A 15,742-nucleotide genomic window follows, 5' to 3' on the forward strand; every position below is an offset into this window, starting at 1 on the left:
GAACACATGCCGAGGTTTGGGAGAGCACTGCTCGCTGCACTGGCCCTAGCGCTGGTGGCGGGCTGCGGCCAGGAACCCACCGACGCGCCGTCCGAGCCGCCGCTGGGTGCCTGGCGCGCCTGGCTCGAGCTGCCCGGCGGCCGCGCGCCGTTCGGCCTGGAGCTGGGCCGCGACGGCGCCGGCCACCGCGCCACACTGATCAACGGCCAGGAGCGGGTACGTGTACCCGAAGTCGCCGTCGCCGGCAGTCGGATCACCCTGACATTCCCGGCCTACAACAACCGGATCGAGGCGGAGTGGGCGGAGGGCCGGCTGACCGGGACGCTGACGCTGGTGAAACGTTACGGGAAGGAGCAGCGCATCCCCTTCGCCGCCGTTCCCGGCACGGCCGCGCCGAGCCAGCCTCACGCCACGGCGGAAGTGGACGTCTCCGGGCGCTGGGAGGTGAGCTTCACGGAACCGGACGGCAACCAGCATCCGGCCGTGGGCGAGTTCGCCCAGCGCGGCAACCGGTTGTTCGGCACCTTCCTCACCGAGACCGGCGACTACCGCTACCTGGAAGGCACGGTGCGCGGGCGCGAGGTGACGCTGTCCAAGTTCGACGGTGCCCACGCGTTCCTGTTCAAGGCGGTGGAAGAAGACGGCCGGCTCACTGGCCGCTTCTGGTCCGGCACCGAGTGGCAGGAGACCTGGTCGGCCGTACGCAACCCGCGCGCCACGCTGGCAGACGCCCGGCGGCTCACCTTCCTGAAGCCCGGCTACGAGCGCTTCACCTTCACCTTCCCCGATACGCGCGGCGAGCCCGTCTCGCTGGACGACGAACGCTTCCGCGGCAAGGTGGTGGTGGTGACGCTGGCCGGCAGCTGGTGCCCGAACTGCCACGACGAGGCCGCGTTCATGGCGCCGCTGTACCAGCGGCTGCGCGGCCAGGGCCTGGAGGTGATCGCACTCATGTACGAACACCTGGAGGACTTCGATGCAGCCGCCGCCCAGGTGGAGAAGTTCCGGCAGAAGTTCGGCATCGAGTACACCACACTGATTGCGGGCATCTCGGACAAGACGGAAGCGGGGAAGACCCTGCCGGCGCTGAATCACGTGCTCGCTTTCCCCACCACCATCTTCATCGGCCGGGGCGGGCGCGTGCGCCAGATCCATACCGGATTCCAGGGTCCGGGCACGGGCGAGCACTACGAGCAGCTGACCCGGGAGATGACCACCTTCATCGAGGACCTGCTGGCCGAGCCCGCGCCGGCAGCCGAGGACGCAGCCTGAGGAGGGCCACATGCCATCGTTCGACGTCGTCTCCGAAGTGGACATGCACGAGGTTACCAACGCGGTGGACCAGGCCAACCGGGAGGTCGCCAACCGCTTCGACTTCAAGGGCACCGGCGCGAGGTTCGAGCAGGAGGATTCGGCGATCCGCCTGCGCGCGCAGGTGGAGTTCCAGCTGCAGCAGATGATGGACATCCTGCACCAGAAGCTCGCCAAGCGGGGCATCGACGTCGCCTGCCTGGAGGCGGGCGACGTCGAGGAGAGCGGCAGCGAGGCGCGCCAGACCGTGACGCTGCGCCAGGGCATCGACTCGGCGCTGGCGAAGAAGATCGTCAGGCTCGTCAAGGATTCGAAGATGAAGGTGCAGGCATCCATCCAGGGGGACAAGGTCCGCATCAATGGCAAGAAGAGGGACGACCTGCAGGCGGCGATCGCGCTGCTGAAGGACGCCGACATCGACCTGCCGCTCCAGTACGAGAACTTCCGCGACTGACCCGCCCGTGAGCGAGCCAGCCGACAGCGGCAACGGGGGGCTGCGCCGCAGCGAGATCGTCTTCGCGCGCAAGGACCGGGCGCTGCGCGACGACGTGCGCACACTCGGCCGGCTGATCGGCGAGCTGTTGCGCGAGCAGGGCGGCGAGTCCCTGTACGAACTCGTGGAGAGCGCCCGGCGCATCTCCATTCGCCGCCGGGAGGGCGACCGGGAGGCGGCGGCCGAGCTCACCGACCTGGTGCAGGCCCTGCCGCCGGACACCGCGCGCGACGTGATCCGCGCCTTCTCCACCTACTTCGAACTGGTGAACACGGCGGAGAAGGTGCATCGCATCCGGCGGCGCCGGGACTATCTGCGGGACGAGGACACCTTCCAGCCCGGCGGCCTGGAGTACGCTCTGCGCGACCTGCACGAGGCCGGCGTCAGCAACGCGGACCTCGACACGCTGCTGCATCGCCTCCGCATCCAGCCGGTGTTCACGGCCCACCCCACCGAGCCTACGCGCCGTACCATCCTGCGCAAGGAGCAGAATATCGTCCGCCATCTGGTGGACATGCTGAACCCCACGCTGACGCCCCAGGAGGAGCGCACCGCGCTCGCCTCGATCCGCGCCGAGGTCACCACCATCTGGCAGACCGAGGAACACCCCTCCGAAAGCATGACCGTCGCCGACGAGCTCGAGCACGTGCTGTTCTTCCTCACCGACGTGCTCTATCGGGTGCTGCCGCCGTTCTACGAGAGCCTCGAAGACGCCGTCGGCGCCGTCTACGGCCAGGAGACTCTCGACAATATCGAGATACCGGACATCATCTCCTTCGCCTCCTGGGTCGGCGGCGACATGGACGGCAATCCCAACGTGGGCGCGAAGACCATCCGCGAGACGCTGACCCGGCAGCGATCCCTGATCCTGGACCTCTATTATCGGGAGTGCGGACGGTTGTCCGGCAAACTCAGTCAGACGATGTCCCGCGTGGGCGTGGCGCCCGCCATTCTGGAGCGCATCGAGGTCTACCGGGGCCACTTCCCCCACGCCTGGCATGCGGTGCCCGCGCGCCACCGGGAGATGCCCTACCGGGTGTACCTCCGCCTCGTGCAGGAGCGCCTGCAGTCCACTTACGACGACGGCGCCTTCCCGTACGAATCGGCTCAGGAATTCGAGGCGGACATCCGCCTCATCGCGACCAGCCTGCGGGGGAACCATGGCCGCCATGCCGGGCTGTTCGCGGTGCGCCGGCTATTGAGGCGCATCCGCACCTTCGGTTTCCACCTCCTCACCCTGGACGTGCGCCAGGACGCACTGGTGCACCGCGAGGTGGTGGGCCGCTGTCTGGACATCGAGGACTGGCTGGAGTGGACTCCGGAGGCGCGGGCGGAGCGGATCCGCGAAGCACTGCAGGACCGCGAGCTGCCCAGGGCCGACAGCACCGACACCCGCATCCGCAAGACCCTGGCCGTGTTCCAGGCCATCTCCTTCTGCCGGCGCAAGTACGGCAAACGGGCCATCGGGCCGTTCATCGTCAGCATGACGCAGGGCGCCGACGACGTGTTGTCCGTGCTGCTGCTGGGCCGCTGGGGCGACCTGGCGTCGAAGGGCGGTAAGGTGCCGCTGGACGTCGCGCCCCTGTTCGAGACCGTCGACGATCTCAGGAACGGCACCCGCATCATGCAGGAACTGCTGGCCGACCCGGTCTACCGCAAGCACCTCGCCCACCGCGGCGACGAGCAGATGATCATGGTGGGCTATTCCGACAGCAACAAGGACTCGGGGCTGGCCTCGGCGCGCTGGGCGCTGTACGAGGCCCAGGCGGACCTCGTGCGCGAACTCGACAGCGAGGACCTCGACATCACGCTCTTCCACGGCCGCGGCGGCACCACCAGCCGCGGCGGCGGCAAGACCCACGCCGCCGTACTGGGCGCGCCGGCGGACACCATCCGCGGGCGCCTGCGTGTCACCGAACAGGGCGAGATCATCAACGAGAAATACGGCCTGCGCGGCATCGCGCTGCGCACGCTGGAGCAGCTGATGGCGTCGGTATCCATCGCCACCGCCAACCCGGAGCGCACCACGCCGGAACCGGACGAGTGGCGGCAGATGATGGACACCGTCGCCGGCGAGAGCCGCAAGGTCTACCGGGGGCTGGTCTACGAACGGCCGGGCTTCTTCGACTACTTCCGCTGTGCCACCCCCATCGACGTCATCGAGCGCATGCGCATCGGCTCGCGGCCCTCGTCACGGCGCAAGCAGCGGGGCATCCAGGACCTGCGGGCCATCCCCTGGGTATTCGCCTGGACCCAGAGCCGGCACATCCTGCCGGGCTGGTTCGGCTTCGGCAGCGGACTGCGTGCAGCCATCGAGATCCACGGCGAAGAGGCCTTCAACGCGATGACCCGGGAGTGGTTCTATCTGCAGTCGCTGCTCTCCGACGTGGAGATGGTGCTGGCGAAATCCGACATGACCATCGCCTCGCGCTACTCGGAGCTGGCCGGCACCCTGCACGGGAAGTTCTTCCCCGTGATCCGCGAAGAATTCGAACTGACCCGGGACATGGTGCTGAAACTCACCGGCAACGCGAACCTGCTGGAGAAGGACAAGACGATGCAGCGGGCCATCATGCTGCGCAATCCCTACGTGGACCCCATGAGCCTGCTGCAGGTGGATCTGCTGGCCCGCTGGCGCGCGAAGGAGCGCGACGACGACGAACTGTTCGCGGCGCTGCTGGCCAGCGTGAACGGCATCGCGCAGGGACTGCAGAACACCGGCTGATCCCGTGTAGGAGGGCCTTCAGGCCCGATCCCGCTCTGCCAGACCCCGTTCTATTGTGGCCGTGGCGCCGTGAAGGAACTGCCAGTCTGCGGCGCCTGCTGACTCGTGCCATTCCTCTCGGCTACGGGCCCTTCAGCGGGTGGATAAGGGTCGTGGGGTCGTCCGGACCGACTGGAGCGAATAGACAATGGTGGGAGCGGCTTCAGCCGCGACTCATCGGGCCTGAAGGCCCTCCTACACGTCGTTGTAGGTGACGAATTCTTCCAGCGCCTTGCGGCGGATGTCCGGCACTCTGGCGTCCTTGCCGGGATAGCCCGTCACCAGCAGCAGGAACGGCCGCTCGCTCTTCGGACGCTCCAGGATCTCGTTCAGGAAGCCCATCGGGCTGGGCGTGTGGGTGAGGGTGGCCAGGCCGGCGTGGTGCAGCGCCGTGATCAGCATGCCGGTGGCGAGACCCACGGACTCCTGAGGGTAGTAGTGCTTTGCCCGGGTGCCGTCCTCGAGACGGCCGTATTTCTGCAGGAATACGGCGATCAGGTACGGCGCCTTCTCGAGGAAGGGCTTCTCCGCATCCGTGCCCAGCGGCGCCAGTGCCTGCAGCCATTCGTCCGGCGCGCGGCGCTGGTAGAACTCCCGCTCTTCAGCCTCCGCAGCCTCGCGGATGCGGCGCTTGGTCTGCGGACCGCTGACCACGACGAAGTGCCATGGCTGACGGTTGGCACCGCTGGGGGCGGTGCCCGCGGCACGCAGGCAGTCGTCGATGATCTGCCGCGGCACGGGCCGGGACGAGAAATCGCGCACGCTGCGTCGGCGCTCGAGTTCCTCGTGGAAGCGCCGCGCCCGGTCGCGCATGTCGGCGACCGGGAACTCCCGGTAGGCGGGCAGCGGGATGAATCGGGCATCGGCCATCGCTCTCTCCTCGCGCCGCTCGCGGCGGCCGTCAGGGCCCGGACCCGCCGGGCAGTGGGATCATGTCGCACTCCGGATCCGGCTCGCCGTGCTCGTTCTCGGACACCGCCCAGGCACGCACGGAGATGCCGGCCTCGTGGACGGTCTCCGGATCGCCACTAACCAGCGGATGCCACCAGGCGAGGCCGCGGCCCTCGCTGATGCGGCGATAGGCACAGGACCGGGGCAGCCGGGCCATCTCGTCCAGCGAATCCGGGCTCATCACGAGACAGTCGGGCACCCGCGCGGAACGATTCGCGTAGTCCGAGCAGCGGCAGCTGCCGAGCTCCAGTAACCGGCAGGCCACCCGGGTGTAGCCCACTTCGCCGGTGTCGATGTCCTCCAGCTTGTGCAGGCAGCAGCGGGCGCAGCCGTCGCACAGCGACTCCCACTGCTCGCGGGTCATCGCCGCCAGCGGCGTGGTCTCCCAGAACGGTTTCACGCCGGCGTCCTCCCCGGTCCACCGCGAGCTGCCGCTACCGATGTCAGTGCTCCGTCCAATTGCCCGCCCCGCCGGCTCCGCCTGTCACTGGCCTCGCATCGGGCCACGGTTGCTAAACTAATCGTTTTCGCCCGGCCATCACAATGAGCAATAGCCCCAAAGCCGACGCCGTATTCCTCGACCTGGACACTATGGGTGCCGGCGACCTGGACCTCGCCCCGCTGGCTGACGCCGTCGGCGGCAGCCTGGAGGTGCACGGTGCCACCGAGCCCGAAGAGGTCGCCCGCCGTATTGCAGACGCCAGACTGGTCTTCCTGAACAAGGTGAAGCTGGGCCGTGCGGAGATCGAGGGCGCGAGCCGCCTGGGCTTCGTGGGACTCACGGCCACGGGCGTCGACAACATCGACCTCGAGGCGGCCGGGGAGCAGGGTGTCGCCGTGGCGAACATCCGCGACTACTGCACGCAGTCCGTGGTGCAGCACGTCACGGGCGTCATGCTCTCGCTCACCCACCGGCTCGCCGAGTACACGGCGCTGGTCGCCGCCGGCGACTGGGAGCAGGCCGGCAACTTCTGTCTGCTCGACTATTCCATCCGGGAACTGGCCGGCAGACGCCTCGGCATCGTCGGCTACGGCGCGCTCGGCCGCGGCGTCGGCCGCATGGGCGAAGCGCTGGGGATGGAGGTGCTGATCAGCGAACGCCCGGGCGCGGACTCCCTGCGGCCGGGCCGCCGGCCGTTCGAGGAGGTACTCACCGAGTCGGATGTGCTCAGCCTGCACTGCCCACTGACGGAGGACAACCGGGGGATGATCGGCGCCGGTGAACTGGGCCGCATGAAGCCGGATTCGGTACTCATCAACACGGCCCGCGGCGCGCTGGTGGACAGCGCCGCTCTGGCCGCGGCACTCAGCGACGGTCGCATCGCGGGCGCCGGCATCGACGTGCTGCCCCAGGAGCCGCCGGTGGACGGCGACCCGCTGCTCGACTACCGGGGCGATAACCTGATCCTCACCCCCCACACCGCCTGGGCGGCCCGGGAGTCCCGGCAGCGCGCCATCGAGGAACTCGCCGCCAACGCCCGCGCCTGGCTCGCCGGCGAGCCTCGCAACCGGGTGAACTGAATGTCGCGAGGCACCGCGCTGATCTGGTTTCGTCGGGACCTGAGGCTCTCGGACAACCCGGCGCTGCGCCGGGCCGTGGACGAGAGCGACACCATCGTCCCCGTCTTCATCCATGACGACGAAGAGGGCGAGTGGGCGCACGGCAGCGCCTCGCGCTGGTGGCTGCATCACAGCCTGGCCGCACTGGACGAGGCGCTGCGGCAGAAGGGCAGCCGGCTGGTGATCCGCCGCGGCGATCCGCTGGCCGTGCTGCGCGAGCTGGCCGGCGACACCGGGGCGGATGCCGTGCACTGGAACCGTCTGTATGACCCCCACCTCGTGCAGCGGGACACCCGTGTGAAGGAGGGGCTGGCCGAGTCCGGTATCCGCGGCCGCAGCGAGAAAGCAGCGCTGTTGCTGGAACCCTGGGAGATCGCCACGGGCAGCGGCGACCCCTACCGGGTGTTCACGCCCTTCTGGCGGCGGGCGAAGCAGGAGCTGCCGCCGCCGGAAACGCATGAAGCGCCGCATACCGCGCGGCCACCGGATACCTGGCCTGCGTCGCTGGATCTCGGCGAACTGGGTTATCTGCCGCGAATCGACTGGGCCGGAGGCTTCCGGGAGCAGTGGACGCCGGGCGAGGCCGGCGCCCGACAGCGGCTGGAGACCTTCGCCGACGGTGCACTGCGCGACTACGACGAGACCCGGGACATCCCGGCCGTGGACGGCGTCTCCCGGCTTTCGCCCCACCTCCACTTCGGCGAGATCTCACCCCGCCATGCCTGGCAGCGCATCGCGACCCGGGCGGAGGATTATCCCGACGGCACCGCGGCCTGGCTGCGCGAGCTCGGCTGGCGGGAGTTCGCCCACCACGTGCTCTACCACTTCCCGCGCACGACCGACGAACCGCTATACGAGAAGTACCGGGACTTCCCCTGGCGGGAAGACGGCGAGGACATGCTGGAGGCCTGGCAGCGTGGCCGCACCGGCATACCCATCGTCGATGCCGGCATGCGCGAGCTGTGGCACACCGGCTGGATGCACAACCGGGTGCGCATGATCGTCGCCTCGCTGCTGGTGAAGAACATCCGCCTGCACTGGCTGGAGGGCGCGCGCTGGTTCTGGGACACGCTGGTGGACGCGGATCTGGCCAACAACACCATGGGCTGGCAGTGGTCGGCGGGCTGCGGCGCCGACGCCGCGCCCTATTTCCGCATCTTCAATCCGGTGCGCCAGGGCGAGCGCTTCGACGGCGACGGCAGCTATGTGCGCCGCTGGGTACCCGAACTCGAGCACGTGCCCGACCGCTACCTCCACGAGCCGTGGACGCTGCCCGCGGACGAGGCCCGACGCCTCGGTTTCACGCCGGGCGAGGACTACCCGCGGCCCATCGTCGACCTGAAGCAGTCCCGCAAGGAAGCCCTCGAGGCCCTCAAATCCGTGTAACACATGTAGGAGGGCCTTCAGGCCCGATCCGTCTTTCTTTTGGCGTTGGCCCGCCATCGACCGGGGCGTACCGCGGCGGACGCTCACTCGGACGTCCTGTCCTCGCTCGCTTCGGCCAGACCTCCTTCCCGCCGTCCTGGCTCCAGTCGGTCCGGACGGCCTCCGCAGTACGCCCCGGTCGATGGCGGGCCCTTAGCCGGAGGTTTGGCACCCGTCAGTCACCGCAACTGACTGGCGCTTCCTTTACGCCACCGCGAGCACGGCCGTCATGCGGGGGTATCCATCGCCGCGACCTTTTGTCGGGAGCAAGATGGATACCCCCGCAGGGCGGCCAGGAAAGAAAGGGTAATCAGGCGCGGCGGAGCGTGTTGACCGGCGGCGCATTCACCGCACCGCGGGCGGCCAGCGTGCCGCTGATACCCACCAGCAACATGCCGGCCACCATCCCGGCCAGCCACAGCACCGGATCGACGGTGTAGTCCAGGTCGAAGAGCCGTTTCGCGGCGAGCATGCCGAGGACTGTCGCGCCCGCCGCCGCGAATACGCCGGCGAGGAGTCCCAGCGCCAGGAACTCCGAGGCGAGACCGGCCATCACCGTCCGGCGTTTTGCGCCGAAGGTGCGCAGGAGCGCGCTCTCGTAGCGGCGCTCGTCCAGGGTGGCCTGAACCGCGGCGAACAGCACGACCAGCCCGGCCAGCAGGGTGAACAGGAAGACGTACTGCACCGCCAGGGCGGCCTTGTCGATGACGCCGCGCACCTGCGCGATCAGCGCCTGGATGTCGATCACCGAGATACTGGGGTGGCTGCGCACCAGCTCCAGCAGCACGCCCTTGCTGTCCGGATCGATGTAGAAACTGGAGATGTAGGTCTTCGGGTAGCCCTCCAGCGCGCCCGGCGAGAGCACCATGAAAAAGTTGGGCTCGAAGGAGTCCCACTGGATCTCGCGGATGCTCGCCACCTCGGCAGTGAGTGGCTCGCCCGCCACCAGATAGGAGAACTCGTCGCCCAGCCCCACCCCGAGTTCCTCGGCGGCATCGGCCTCCACGGACACCAGCGGCTCGCCGTCGTAGCCGGGCGGCCACCAGTTGCCCGCCACCACCCGGTTGCTGGCGGAGAGTTCTGCGGTGAAGGAGAGGTTTTGCTCCCGCTCCGACATGCCGCGGCCCCGCTCGTCCTCGAACGTGATCCGGCCGATGGGCGTCCCGTTGATGGCCGTCAGCCGCGCGCGCACGAGTGGCACGAACTCCGGCTCCTCGATGCCGGCGCCGCGGAGGATGTCGGCGACGCTCGCCCGGTCGTCCGGCTGGATGTTGATCAGGAAGTGGTTCGGCGCATCCTCGTCCAGGGTGGCGCGCCAGCCGGCCAGGAGGTCGTTGCGTACCAGCGTGAGCAGCAGCAGGACCATCAGCCCGAGCCCGAATGCCACCACCTGCACCGCGCTGTCGCCGCCGCGGCGGGCGACGTTCGCAAGTCCGTAGCGCCAGGCGACGCCCACCCGGCCCCGCATCCGCGACAGCGCGAGCACCAGCAGACGCCCGGCCAGATACAGCACACCGGCAATCACTGCCGTGCCGCCCAGGACCAGGACCAGCAGGGCGACGTCGCGCACCGCCCAGTAGACGAGCGCCGTCAGCGCACCGAGCGCAGCCAGCGTGGTGAGCCAGGCGGCGGGCGGCGGCGGCGTCATGTCCCTGCGCAGCACACGCAGGGGTGGCGTGCTCTTCAGGCGCATCAGCGAGGGCAGCGCGAAGCCGAGCAACAGGATGAGCGATGTGCCCACGCCGAGCGCCACCGGCGTCAGAGAGGGCGCCGGCAGGTCGCTGCCGATCAGGCCGGTGAGCAGCCGCGACAGCCCGCTTTCTGCCAGGAAACCGATGCCGGCGCCGACCAAGCCCGCGGCCAGCCCGATCATCAGGAGCTGCAGCAGCGAGACCCGGAATATGAACGACTGCGACGCCCCCAGGCTCTTCATCAGGGCCACCGAGTCCAGCCGCCGTTCCGCATAGCGCCGGCCGGACATGGCCACGGCCACGGCCGACAGCAGCAGGCTCACGAGCGACGCCAGCGAGAGGAAACGCCCGGCCCGTTCCACCGCCGCATTCAGCTCCTCACCCGCATCGCCGCGGTCCTCCAGCCGCACCGTGTCGGGCAGGCGCTCCTGCCACTCCTCGACGAAGCGGCGCACCGCTTCGCGTTCGCCGGCGAACAGCTGCGCGTGACTGACCCGGCTGCCGGTCTGCACCAGGCCGGTGGCGGCCACCTCGTCGAGGTTCATCAGCAGGCTGGGCGCCAGGCCGGCAAATCCGGGTGTCTGGTCCGGACGGTAGGTCAGCACGGCGTCCACGGTCAGCGTGGACGCGCCCACCTCGACCGCGTCGCCCACACCGGCGCCGATGCGGGCCAGCAGGGCGTCGTCGGCCCACACGGTACCCGGTGGCGGCAGACCGCCCACGGTCCGCTCCGCGCCGAAGATCTCGTCGGCGATGCGCACGGCGCCGCGCAGGGGATAGCCGGGGCCGACGGCCTTGATGGTCGCCAGCGCGTTTCGCTCGCCGGCGAATACGACGCTCGGAAAGGTCAGCGTCTCGGCCGTCTCGAGCCCCAGTTCGCGGGCGGAGGCGAGGGGCGCCTCGTCCATCCCCCGGGCCGAGCGCAGGCGGATATCGGCGGCAAGCACTTCGGCGGCCTGCAGCGCCACTGCCTGCGCGATGCGATCGGTGAGGAACCCGATCGCCGTGAGGGAGGTCACCGCGATGGCCAGCGCCGCCGCCAGTACGATCAGCTCGCCGGAGCGCGCCTCGCGCCTGAGCGCCGTGAATGCGAACGCGGCGGTCTTCATCACTGCCCGACCAGGCTTCCCGCCTCCAGCGACAGGCGCCGATCGCAGCGCCCGGCCAGCGGCTCGTCGTGGGTGACCAGCACCAGCGTGGCCTCCGACTCGCTGTTCAGGCGGAACAGCAGGTCGATGATGCGTTCGCCGGTGGCCGCGTCCAGGTTACCGGTGGGCTCGTCGGCAAACAGCACCGCCGGATTCGTGGCGAAGGCCCGGGCGATGGCCACCCGCTGCTTCTCGCCGCCCGATAGCTGGTTCGGGTAATGGCCCTTGCGGGCTGCCAGCCCCACCTCGGCGAGGATGGCCGCGGCCCGCTCCCTGGCATCCTCGGCCCCGTCGAGTTCCATCGGCAGCATGACGTTCTCGATGGCCGTGAGCGACGGCACCAGGTGGAACGACTGGAAGACGAAGCCCACGCGGGCGGCGCGCACCGCAGCGCGGCCGTCCTCGTCCAGCGCCGAGAGTTCCCGGCCCTCCAGCCATACCCGGCCGGAGGTGGGCGTGTCCAGACCGGCGAGCAGCGCCAGCAGTGTCGACTTGCCGGCGCCGGACGGCCCGACGATGGCCACCGACTCCGCGCGGCCGATCGCGAAACTGACGTCGTCCAGAATGGTCAGACTTCCTTCCGGACTGGTAACCTTTTTACTGAGATGCTCGGCGACGAGCGCCGCATTTGAATCCACTGACATGAACAAGCTCTTCCTGACCCTGCTGCTGGTATTCGGCGTGCCGGCTGTTGCGGATGTTTCCCTGGCGGATACTGCGCGCAGCGATATCGCAGACGGCCCGCCGCCCACCGTCCTCGTGCTGGGCGACAGCCTCAGCGCCGGCTACGGCCTCACCGTGGAGGAATCCTGGGTGTCGTTGCTGGCCTCGCGGCTCGCGCACGAAGGTTACGGGCATCGGGTCGTCAACGCCAGCGTGAGCGGCGACACCACCTCCGGCGGGCTGGCGCGCCTCGGCTCGGCACTCACGCGCCACGAACCGGAGCTGGTGATCATCGAACTCGGCGGCAACGATGGCCTGCGCGGGCTGCCGCTGGGCGTGGTGCGATCGAATTTCGAGGCCATGATCGAGCAGAGCCGGGAGGCCGGCGCCGAGGTGGTACTGCTCGGCATGCGCATTCCGGTCAATTACGGTCCCCGCTACGCCGAGAGCTTCCATGCCCTGTACGGCGAGCTGGCCGAGACCTACGATCTGGAGTGGGTGGAGTTCTTCCTGGACGGGGTTGCGCTCGACGACGGGCTCATGCAGGCCGACGGCATCCATCCCAACGCCGAGGCCCAGCCGTTGATGCTGGACAACGCCTGGCCGGCGGTGGCGGCGGCACTGGCGGAATGATGGCCAGCTGATGACGAGCTGCCGCCCGGCAGCCGCTTGCCCGCCTGTCCTGCCCCGTGTATAGGTAGTCGGGTGACACATTCTCCCCGGCGCCCGCGGCGCGCCGGCCACACGAGGGGGATTCCGTGGAGAAATTCTGGCTGAAGGAATATGCGCCGGGCGTGCCGGCGGAAGTGGACAACGGCGGCTTCCGCTCGCTCCGGGACCTGATCGAGACGAGCTTCAAGGAGTACGGCGGGCGGCCCGCCTACACCTGTATGGACGTCACCCTGAGCTACGCCGACCTGGACCGCCTGTCCCGGCACATGGCGGCCTGGCTGCAGGAGCGGGCGGGCCTGTCGAAGGGCGATCGCATCGCGATCATGCTGCCGAACATCCTGCAGTACCCCGTGGTGCTCTGCGCGGCGCTCAGGGCCGGGCTGGTGATCGTCAACGTGAACCCGCTCTACACGCCGCGGGAACTCGAGCATCAGCTCAGGGACTCCGGCGCAAAGGCTATAGTCATACTCGAGAATTTCGCCACGACCCTCGAGAAGGTGATCGGCGAAACCCCCGTCGAGACGGTGGTCACGACGGCGGTGGGCGACCTGTTCGGCACGCCGAAACGCCAGATCGTCAATTTCGTCGTGAAGCGCATCAGAAAGCAGGTGCCGGCCTACGACCTGCCCGGGTCCGTATCTTTCCGGGACGCCCTCTACGACGGCGGCAGCCTCGTGTTCCAGCCGCCGGATATCGACCTCGGCGATCTCGCCTTCCTGCAGTACACCGGCGGGACGACCGGCGTGGCCAAGGGCGCGATGCTGAGCCACCGCAACCTGGTCTACAACGTGGAGCAGTCCACCGCCTGGCTGGGCGCGAAGCTGGACCCGGACCAGGACGTCGTCGCCATCACGGCGCTGCCGCTTTATCACATCTTCTCGCTGGAGGGGAACTGCCTGGGCATCATGAAGCTGGGCGGCCACAACATCCTGATCCCGAACCCACGCGACTTCCAGGGCTTCGTAAAGGAGCTCTCCAAGTATCCGTTCACCTATTTCACCGGCGTGAACACCCTGTTCAGCGGGCTGCTGAACACACCGGGCTTCGCCGATCTCGACTTCAGCAGCCTGCAGATCACGGTGGGCGGCGGCATGGCCGTGCAGGAACCGGTGGCCCGGCGCTGGAAGGAAGTAACGGGCAACACGCTGACCCAGGCCTACGGCCTCACCGAGACCTCTCCGGCCGCGGTCATCAACCCCATCACGGACGATGCTGCATTCAACGGCTCCATCGGTCTGCCGATCTCCTCCACGGAGGTCAGCATCCGCGACGACAACGGTGGCGAGGTGCCCGGCGGCGAGGTCGGCGAGATCTGCATCCGCGGACCCCAGGTGATGGAGGGCTACTGGAACCACCCGGAAGAGACCGAGAAGGTGATGCTCGAGGGCGGCTGGTTCCGTACGGGCGACATGGGCCGCATGGACGACCGCGGCTACGTCTACATCGAGGACCGCAAGAAGGACATGATCCTGGTCTCCGGCTTCAACGTATACCCGAACGAGATCGAGGAGGTGATCGCCGAGATGGACAGCGTGCTCGAGGTGGCGGCGGTCGGCCAGCCCGACGAGCGCGCCGGCGAGGTGGTGAAGGTGTTCGTGGTGCGCAAGGTCCCGTCGCTGACGGAGAAGGCTGTCGTCGCCCACTGCCGGGAGAATCTGACGGGCTACAAGGTGCCGAAGGTGGTCGAGTTCCGCGACGAGCTGCCGAAGACCAACGTGGGCAAGATACTCCGCCGCGCGCTCCGCGACGAAGAGCAGTAACAAGGCACCAGACGGCGCCGTGCCTCAGATGACGAACTGCCAGAGGGTGTAGAGGGTCAGCCCGACGAGCCCGCCCACCAGCGTGCCGTTGATGCGGATGAACTGCAGGTCGCGGCCGACGTGCAGCTCGATGCGCCGCGCGGTGGCCTCGGCATCCCAGCCGGAGATGGTCTCGCTGATGATCGAGGAGATGTTGGTCCGGTAGCGGGTGACCATGTAGAGCAGCGTGTCCCGGAACCAGCTGTCCAGCTCCAGGCGCAGCCCCGGGTTGGCCGCCAGCGTATCCCCCGCGCCGGCCAGCGATTCGGCGATGCGCCGGCGCATGCCCGACTCCGGATCGGCCGCCTCTACCTCCAGGAAGCGGTTCACGTCGGCTACGACGCCGGACAGGTAACGCTTCAGCGACGGGTGCTTCAGCAGCCGGTGCTTGATCTCCTCGCCGCGCTCGATCAGCGCCTCGTCGGTCTTCAGCGAAGCCACCAGCTCCTCCAGAGTGCGCCGCAGACGCTGGCGGGCCTCGGTGTCCGTGTCGCTGGCGGTGATGCCGGTGAGCACCTCCTCGATCTCGGCGACCATGCGGCGATAGATCTGCTCGTCGACGAAGTTGGGCAGCCACCACGGCGTGCGCTCGCCGATGTGCTGACGCAGCTGGAGCCGGTTCTCGTCGAGCTGGGTGCGGGCGAGGCCGACCAGGCCGTTTATCACCGTCTGGTCCGGGTCCTGCAGGAGCAGCAGGTCGAGCAGCTGGCCCACCGTCGGCGTCAGCCGGGTCTCGCTCAGCGCCCGCTGCAGGTTCGACTTGACGAGATCCCGCAGCAGCCGGTTGTCGGTGCTGGCAAGCACCCGACCCAGGATCACCGACAGGTCCTGGGTGAGCCGGTCGGCGTTGCCGGGGGTGGCAAGCCAGCGGCCCATACCCTCGGCGAAGTCCGCTTTCTCGAGCCGCGGCGCCAGCGCCTCGGCGGTCAGAAAATGGGTCTCCACGAAACCGGCCAGGCTCGCGCCGATGTCGTCCTTGCGCCGGGAGATGATCGCCGTGTGGGGAATCGGCAGGCCGAGCGGGTGACGGAACAGTGCCGTGACCGCGAACCAGTCGGCCAGGGCGCCGACGGTCGCCGCCTCCGCGAAGGCGCGCACGTATCCCAGCCACGGGTAGTGCTCTTCGCCGAAGCCTGTGACGACGTACAGGACGACCATCGCCACCAGCAGGCCGGCGGCCACCCGCTTCATGCGGCGCAGGCGCTGAGCGCGCAGCGCGTCGAGACCGTCTGACAGCGTCGCTTCCATGACTTTTCCGCGCCCGG

The 15,742-nt window shown here is 68.8% G+C and carries 12 protein-coding genes; 7 read left to right on the forward strand and 5 right to left on the reverse strand.

Annotated features, from left to right (window positions below):
• The first annotated feature begins 6 nt into the window (after positions 1–6).
• From ACJMKX_RS11105 to ppc, 3 genes are read left to right on the forward strand one after another with little or no spacing between them, the layout of a single operon-like run.
• Positions 7–1,272, forward strand: a complete 1,266-nt coding sequence (locus tag ACJMKX_RS11105) for a TlpA disulfide reductase family protein (protein ID WP_405225021.1) — start codon at positions 7–9, stop codon at positions 1,270–1,272.
• Between the two features lie 10 nt (positions 1,273–1,282).
• Positions 1,283–1,765: a YajQ family cyclic di-GMP-binding protein gene (locus tag ACJMKX_RS11110; protein ID WP_405225024.1), complete on the forward strand. Its 483-nt coding sequence runs from the start codon at positions 1,283–1,285 to the stop codon at positions 1,763–1,765.
• 7 nt (positions 1,766–1,772) lie between these two features.
• Positions 1,773–4,529: a phosphoenolpyruvate carboxylase gene (gene ppc, locus ACJMKX_RS11115; RefSeq protein WP_405225027.1), complete on the forward strand. Its 2,757-nt coding sequence runs from the start codon at positions 1,773–1,775 to the stop codon at positions 4,527–4,529.
• Positions 4,530–4,763: 234 nt separating this feature from the next.
• Here the strand turns inward: ppc and ACJMKX_RS11120 are convergent, their stop codons facing one another.
• Together ACJMKX_RS11120 and ACJMKX_RS11125 are read right to left on the reverse strand one after the other, a co-directional pair.
• Entirely contained in the window at positions 4,764–5,438 is a 675-nt protein-coding gene (locus ACJMKX_RS11120) for a nitroreductase family protein (RefSeq protein WP_405225030.1), read from the reverse strand.
• A 31-nt stretch (positions 5,439–5,469) separates the two neighbouring features.
• A complete protein-coding gene (locus ACJMKX_RS11125; protein ID WP_405225032.1) occupies positions 5,470–5,919 on the reverse strand; it encodes a YcgN family cysteine cluster protein in 450 nt (149 codons plus the stop codon).
• A gap of 143 nt (positions 5,920–6,062) precedes the next feature.
• Here ACJMKX_RS11125 and ACJMKX_RS11130 point away from each other — a divergent pair, with 143 nt between their 5' ends.
• Both ACJMKX_RS11130 and ACJMKX_RS11135 read left to right on the forward strand, forming a co-directional pair.
• Positions 6,063–7,040, forward strand: coding sequence for a D-2-hydroxyacid dehydrogenase (locus ACJMKX_RS11130; RefSeq protein WP_405225035.1), 978 nt, complete (start codon positions 6,063–6,065; stop codon positions 7,038–7,040).
• Positions 7,041–8,465: a cryptochrome/photolyase family protein gene (locus ACJMKX_RS11135; protein ID WP_405225038.1), complete on the forward strand. Its 1,425-nt coding sequence runs from the start codon at positions 7,041–7,043 to the stop codon at positions 8,463–8,465.
• 349 nt (positions 8,466–8,814) lie between these two features.
• Here the strand turns inward: ACJMKX_RS11135 and ACJMKX_RS11140 are convergent, their stop codons facing one another.
• Both ACJMKX_RS11140 and ACJMKX_RS11145 read right to left on the reverse strand, forming a co-directional pair.
• A complete protein-coding gene (locus ACJMKX_RS11140) occupies positions 8,815–11,304 on the reverse strand; it encodes an ABC transporter permease (RefSeq protein ID WP_405226616.1) in 2,490 nt (829 codons plus the stop codon).
• Positions 11,304–11,987, reverse strand: coding sequence for an ABC transporter ATP-binding protein (locus ACJMKX_RS11145; RefSeq protein ID WP_405225041.1), 684 nt, complete (start codon positions 11,985–11,987; stop codon positions 11,304–11,306). The genes ACJMKX_RS11140 and ACJMKX_RS11145 overlap by 1 nt, the downstream gene beginning before the upstream one ends.
• Between ACJMKX_RS11145 and ACJMKX_RS11150 the strand changes: the two genes are divergently transcribed.
• On the forward strand, positions 11,986–12,639 hold the full coding sequence (locus tag ACJMKX_RS11150) for an arylesterase (protein ID WP_405225043.1): 654 nt from the start codon (positions 11,986–11,988) through the stop codon (positions 12,637–12,639). The genes ACJMKX_RS11145 and ACJMKX_RS11150 overlap by 2 nt on opposite strands.
• A gap of 125 nt (positions 12,640–12,764) precedes the next feature.
• Positions 12,765–14,438 carry an AMP-binding protein gene (locus tag ACJMKX_RS11155; RefSeq protein ID WP_405225045.1) on the forward strand — a complete coding sequence of 558 codons (1,674 nt, stop codon included), beginning with the start codon at positions 12,765–12,767 and terminating at the stop codon, positions 14,436–14,438.
• 24 nt (positions 14,439–14,462) lie between these two features.
• On the opposite strand, the gene ACJMKX_RS11160 is transcribed toward ACJMKX_RS11155, so the two are convergent.
• Entirely contained in the window at positions 14,463–15,725 is a 1,263-nt protein-coding gene (locus ACJMKX_RS11160) for a DUF445 domain-containing protein (protein WP_405225048.1), read from the reverse strand.
• Between the last annotated feature and the right edge of the window lie 17 nt (positions 15,726–15,742).

The sequence above is a fragment of the Lentisalinibacter sediminis genome, from assembly GCF_040706615.1.
Classification (GTDB): Bacteria; Pseudomonadota; Gammaproteobacteria; order Steroidobacterales; family Woeseiaceae; genus Lentisalinibacter; species Lentisalinibacter sediminis.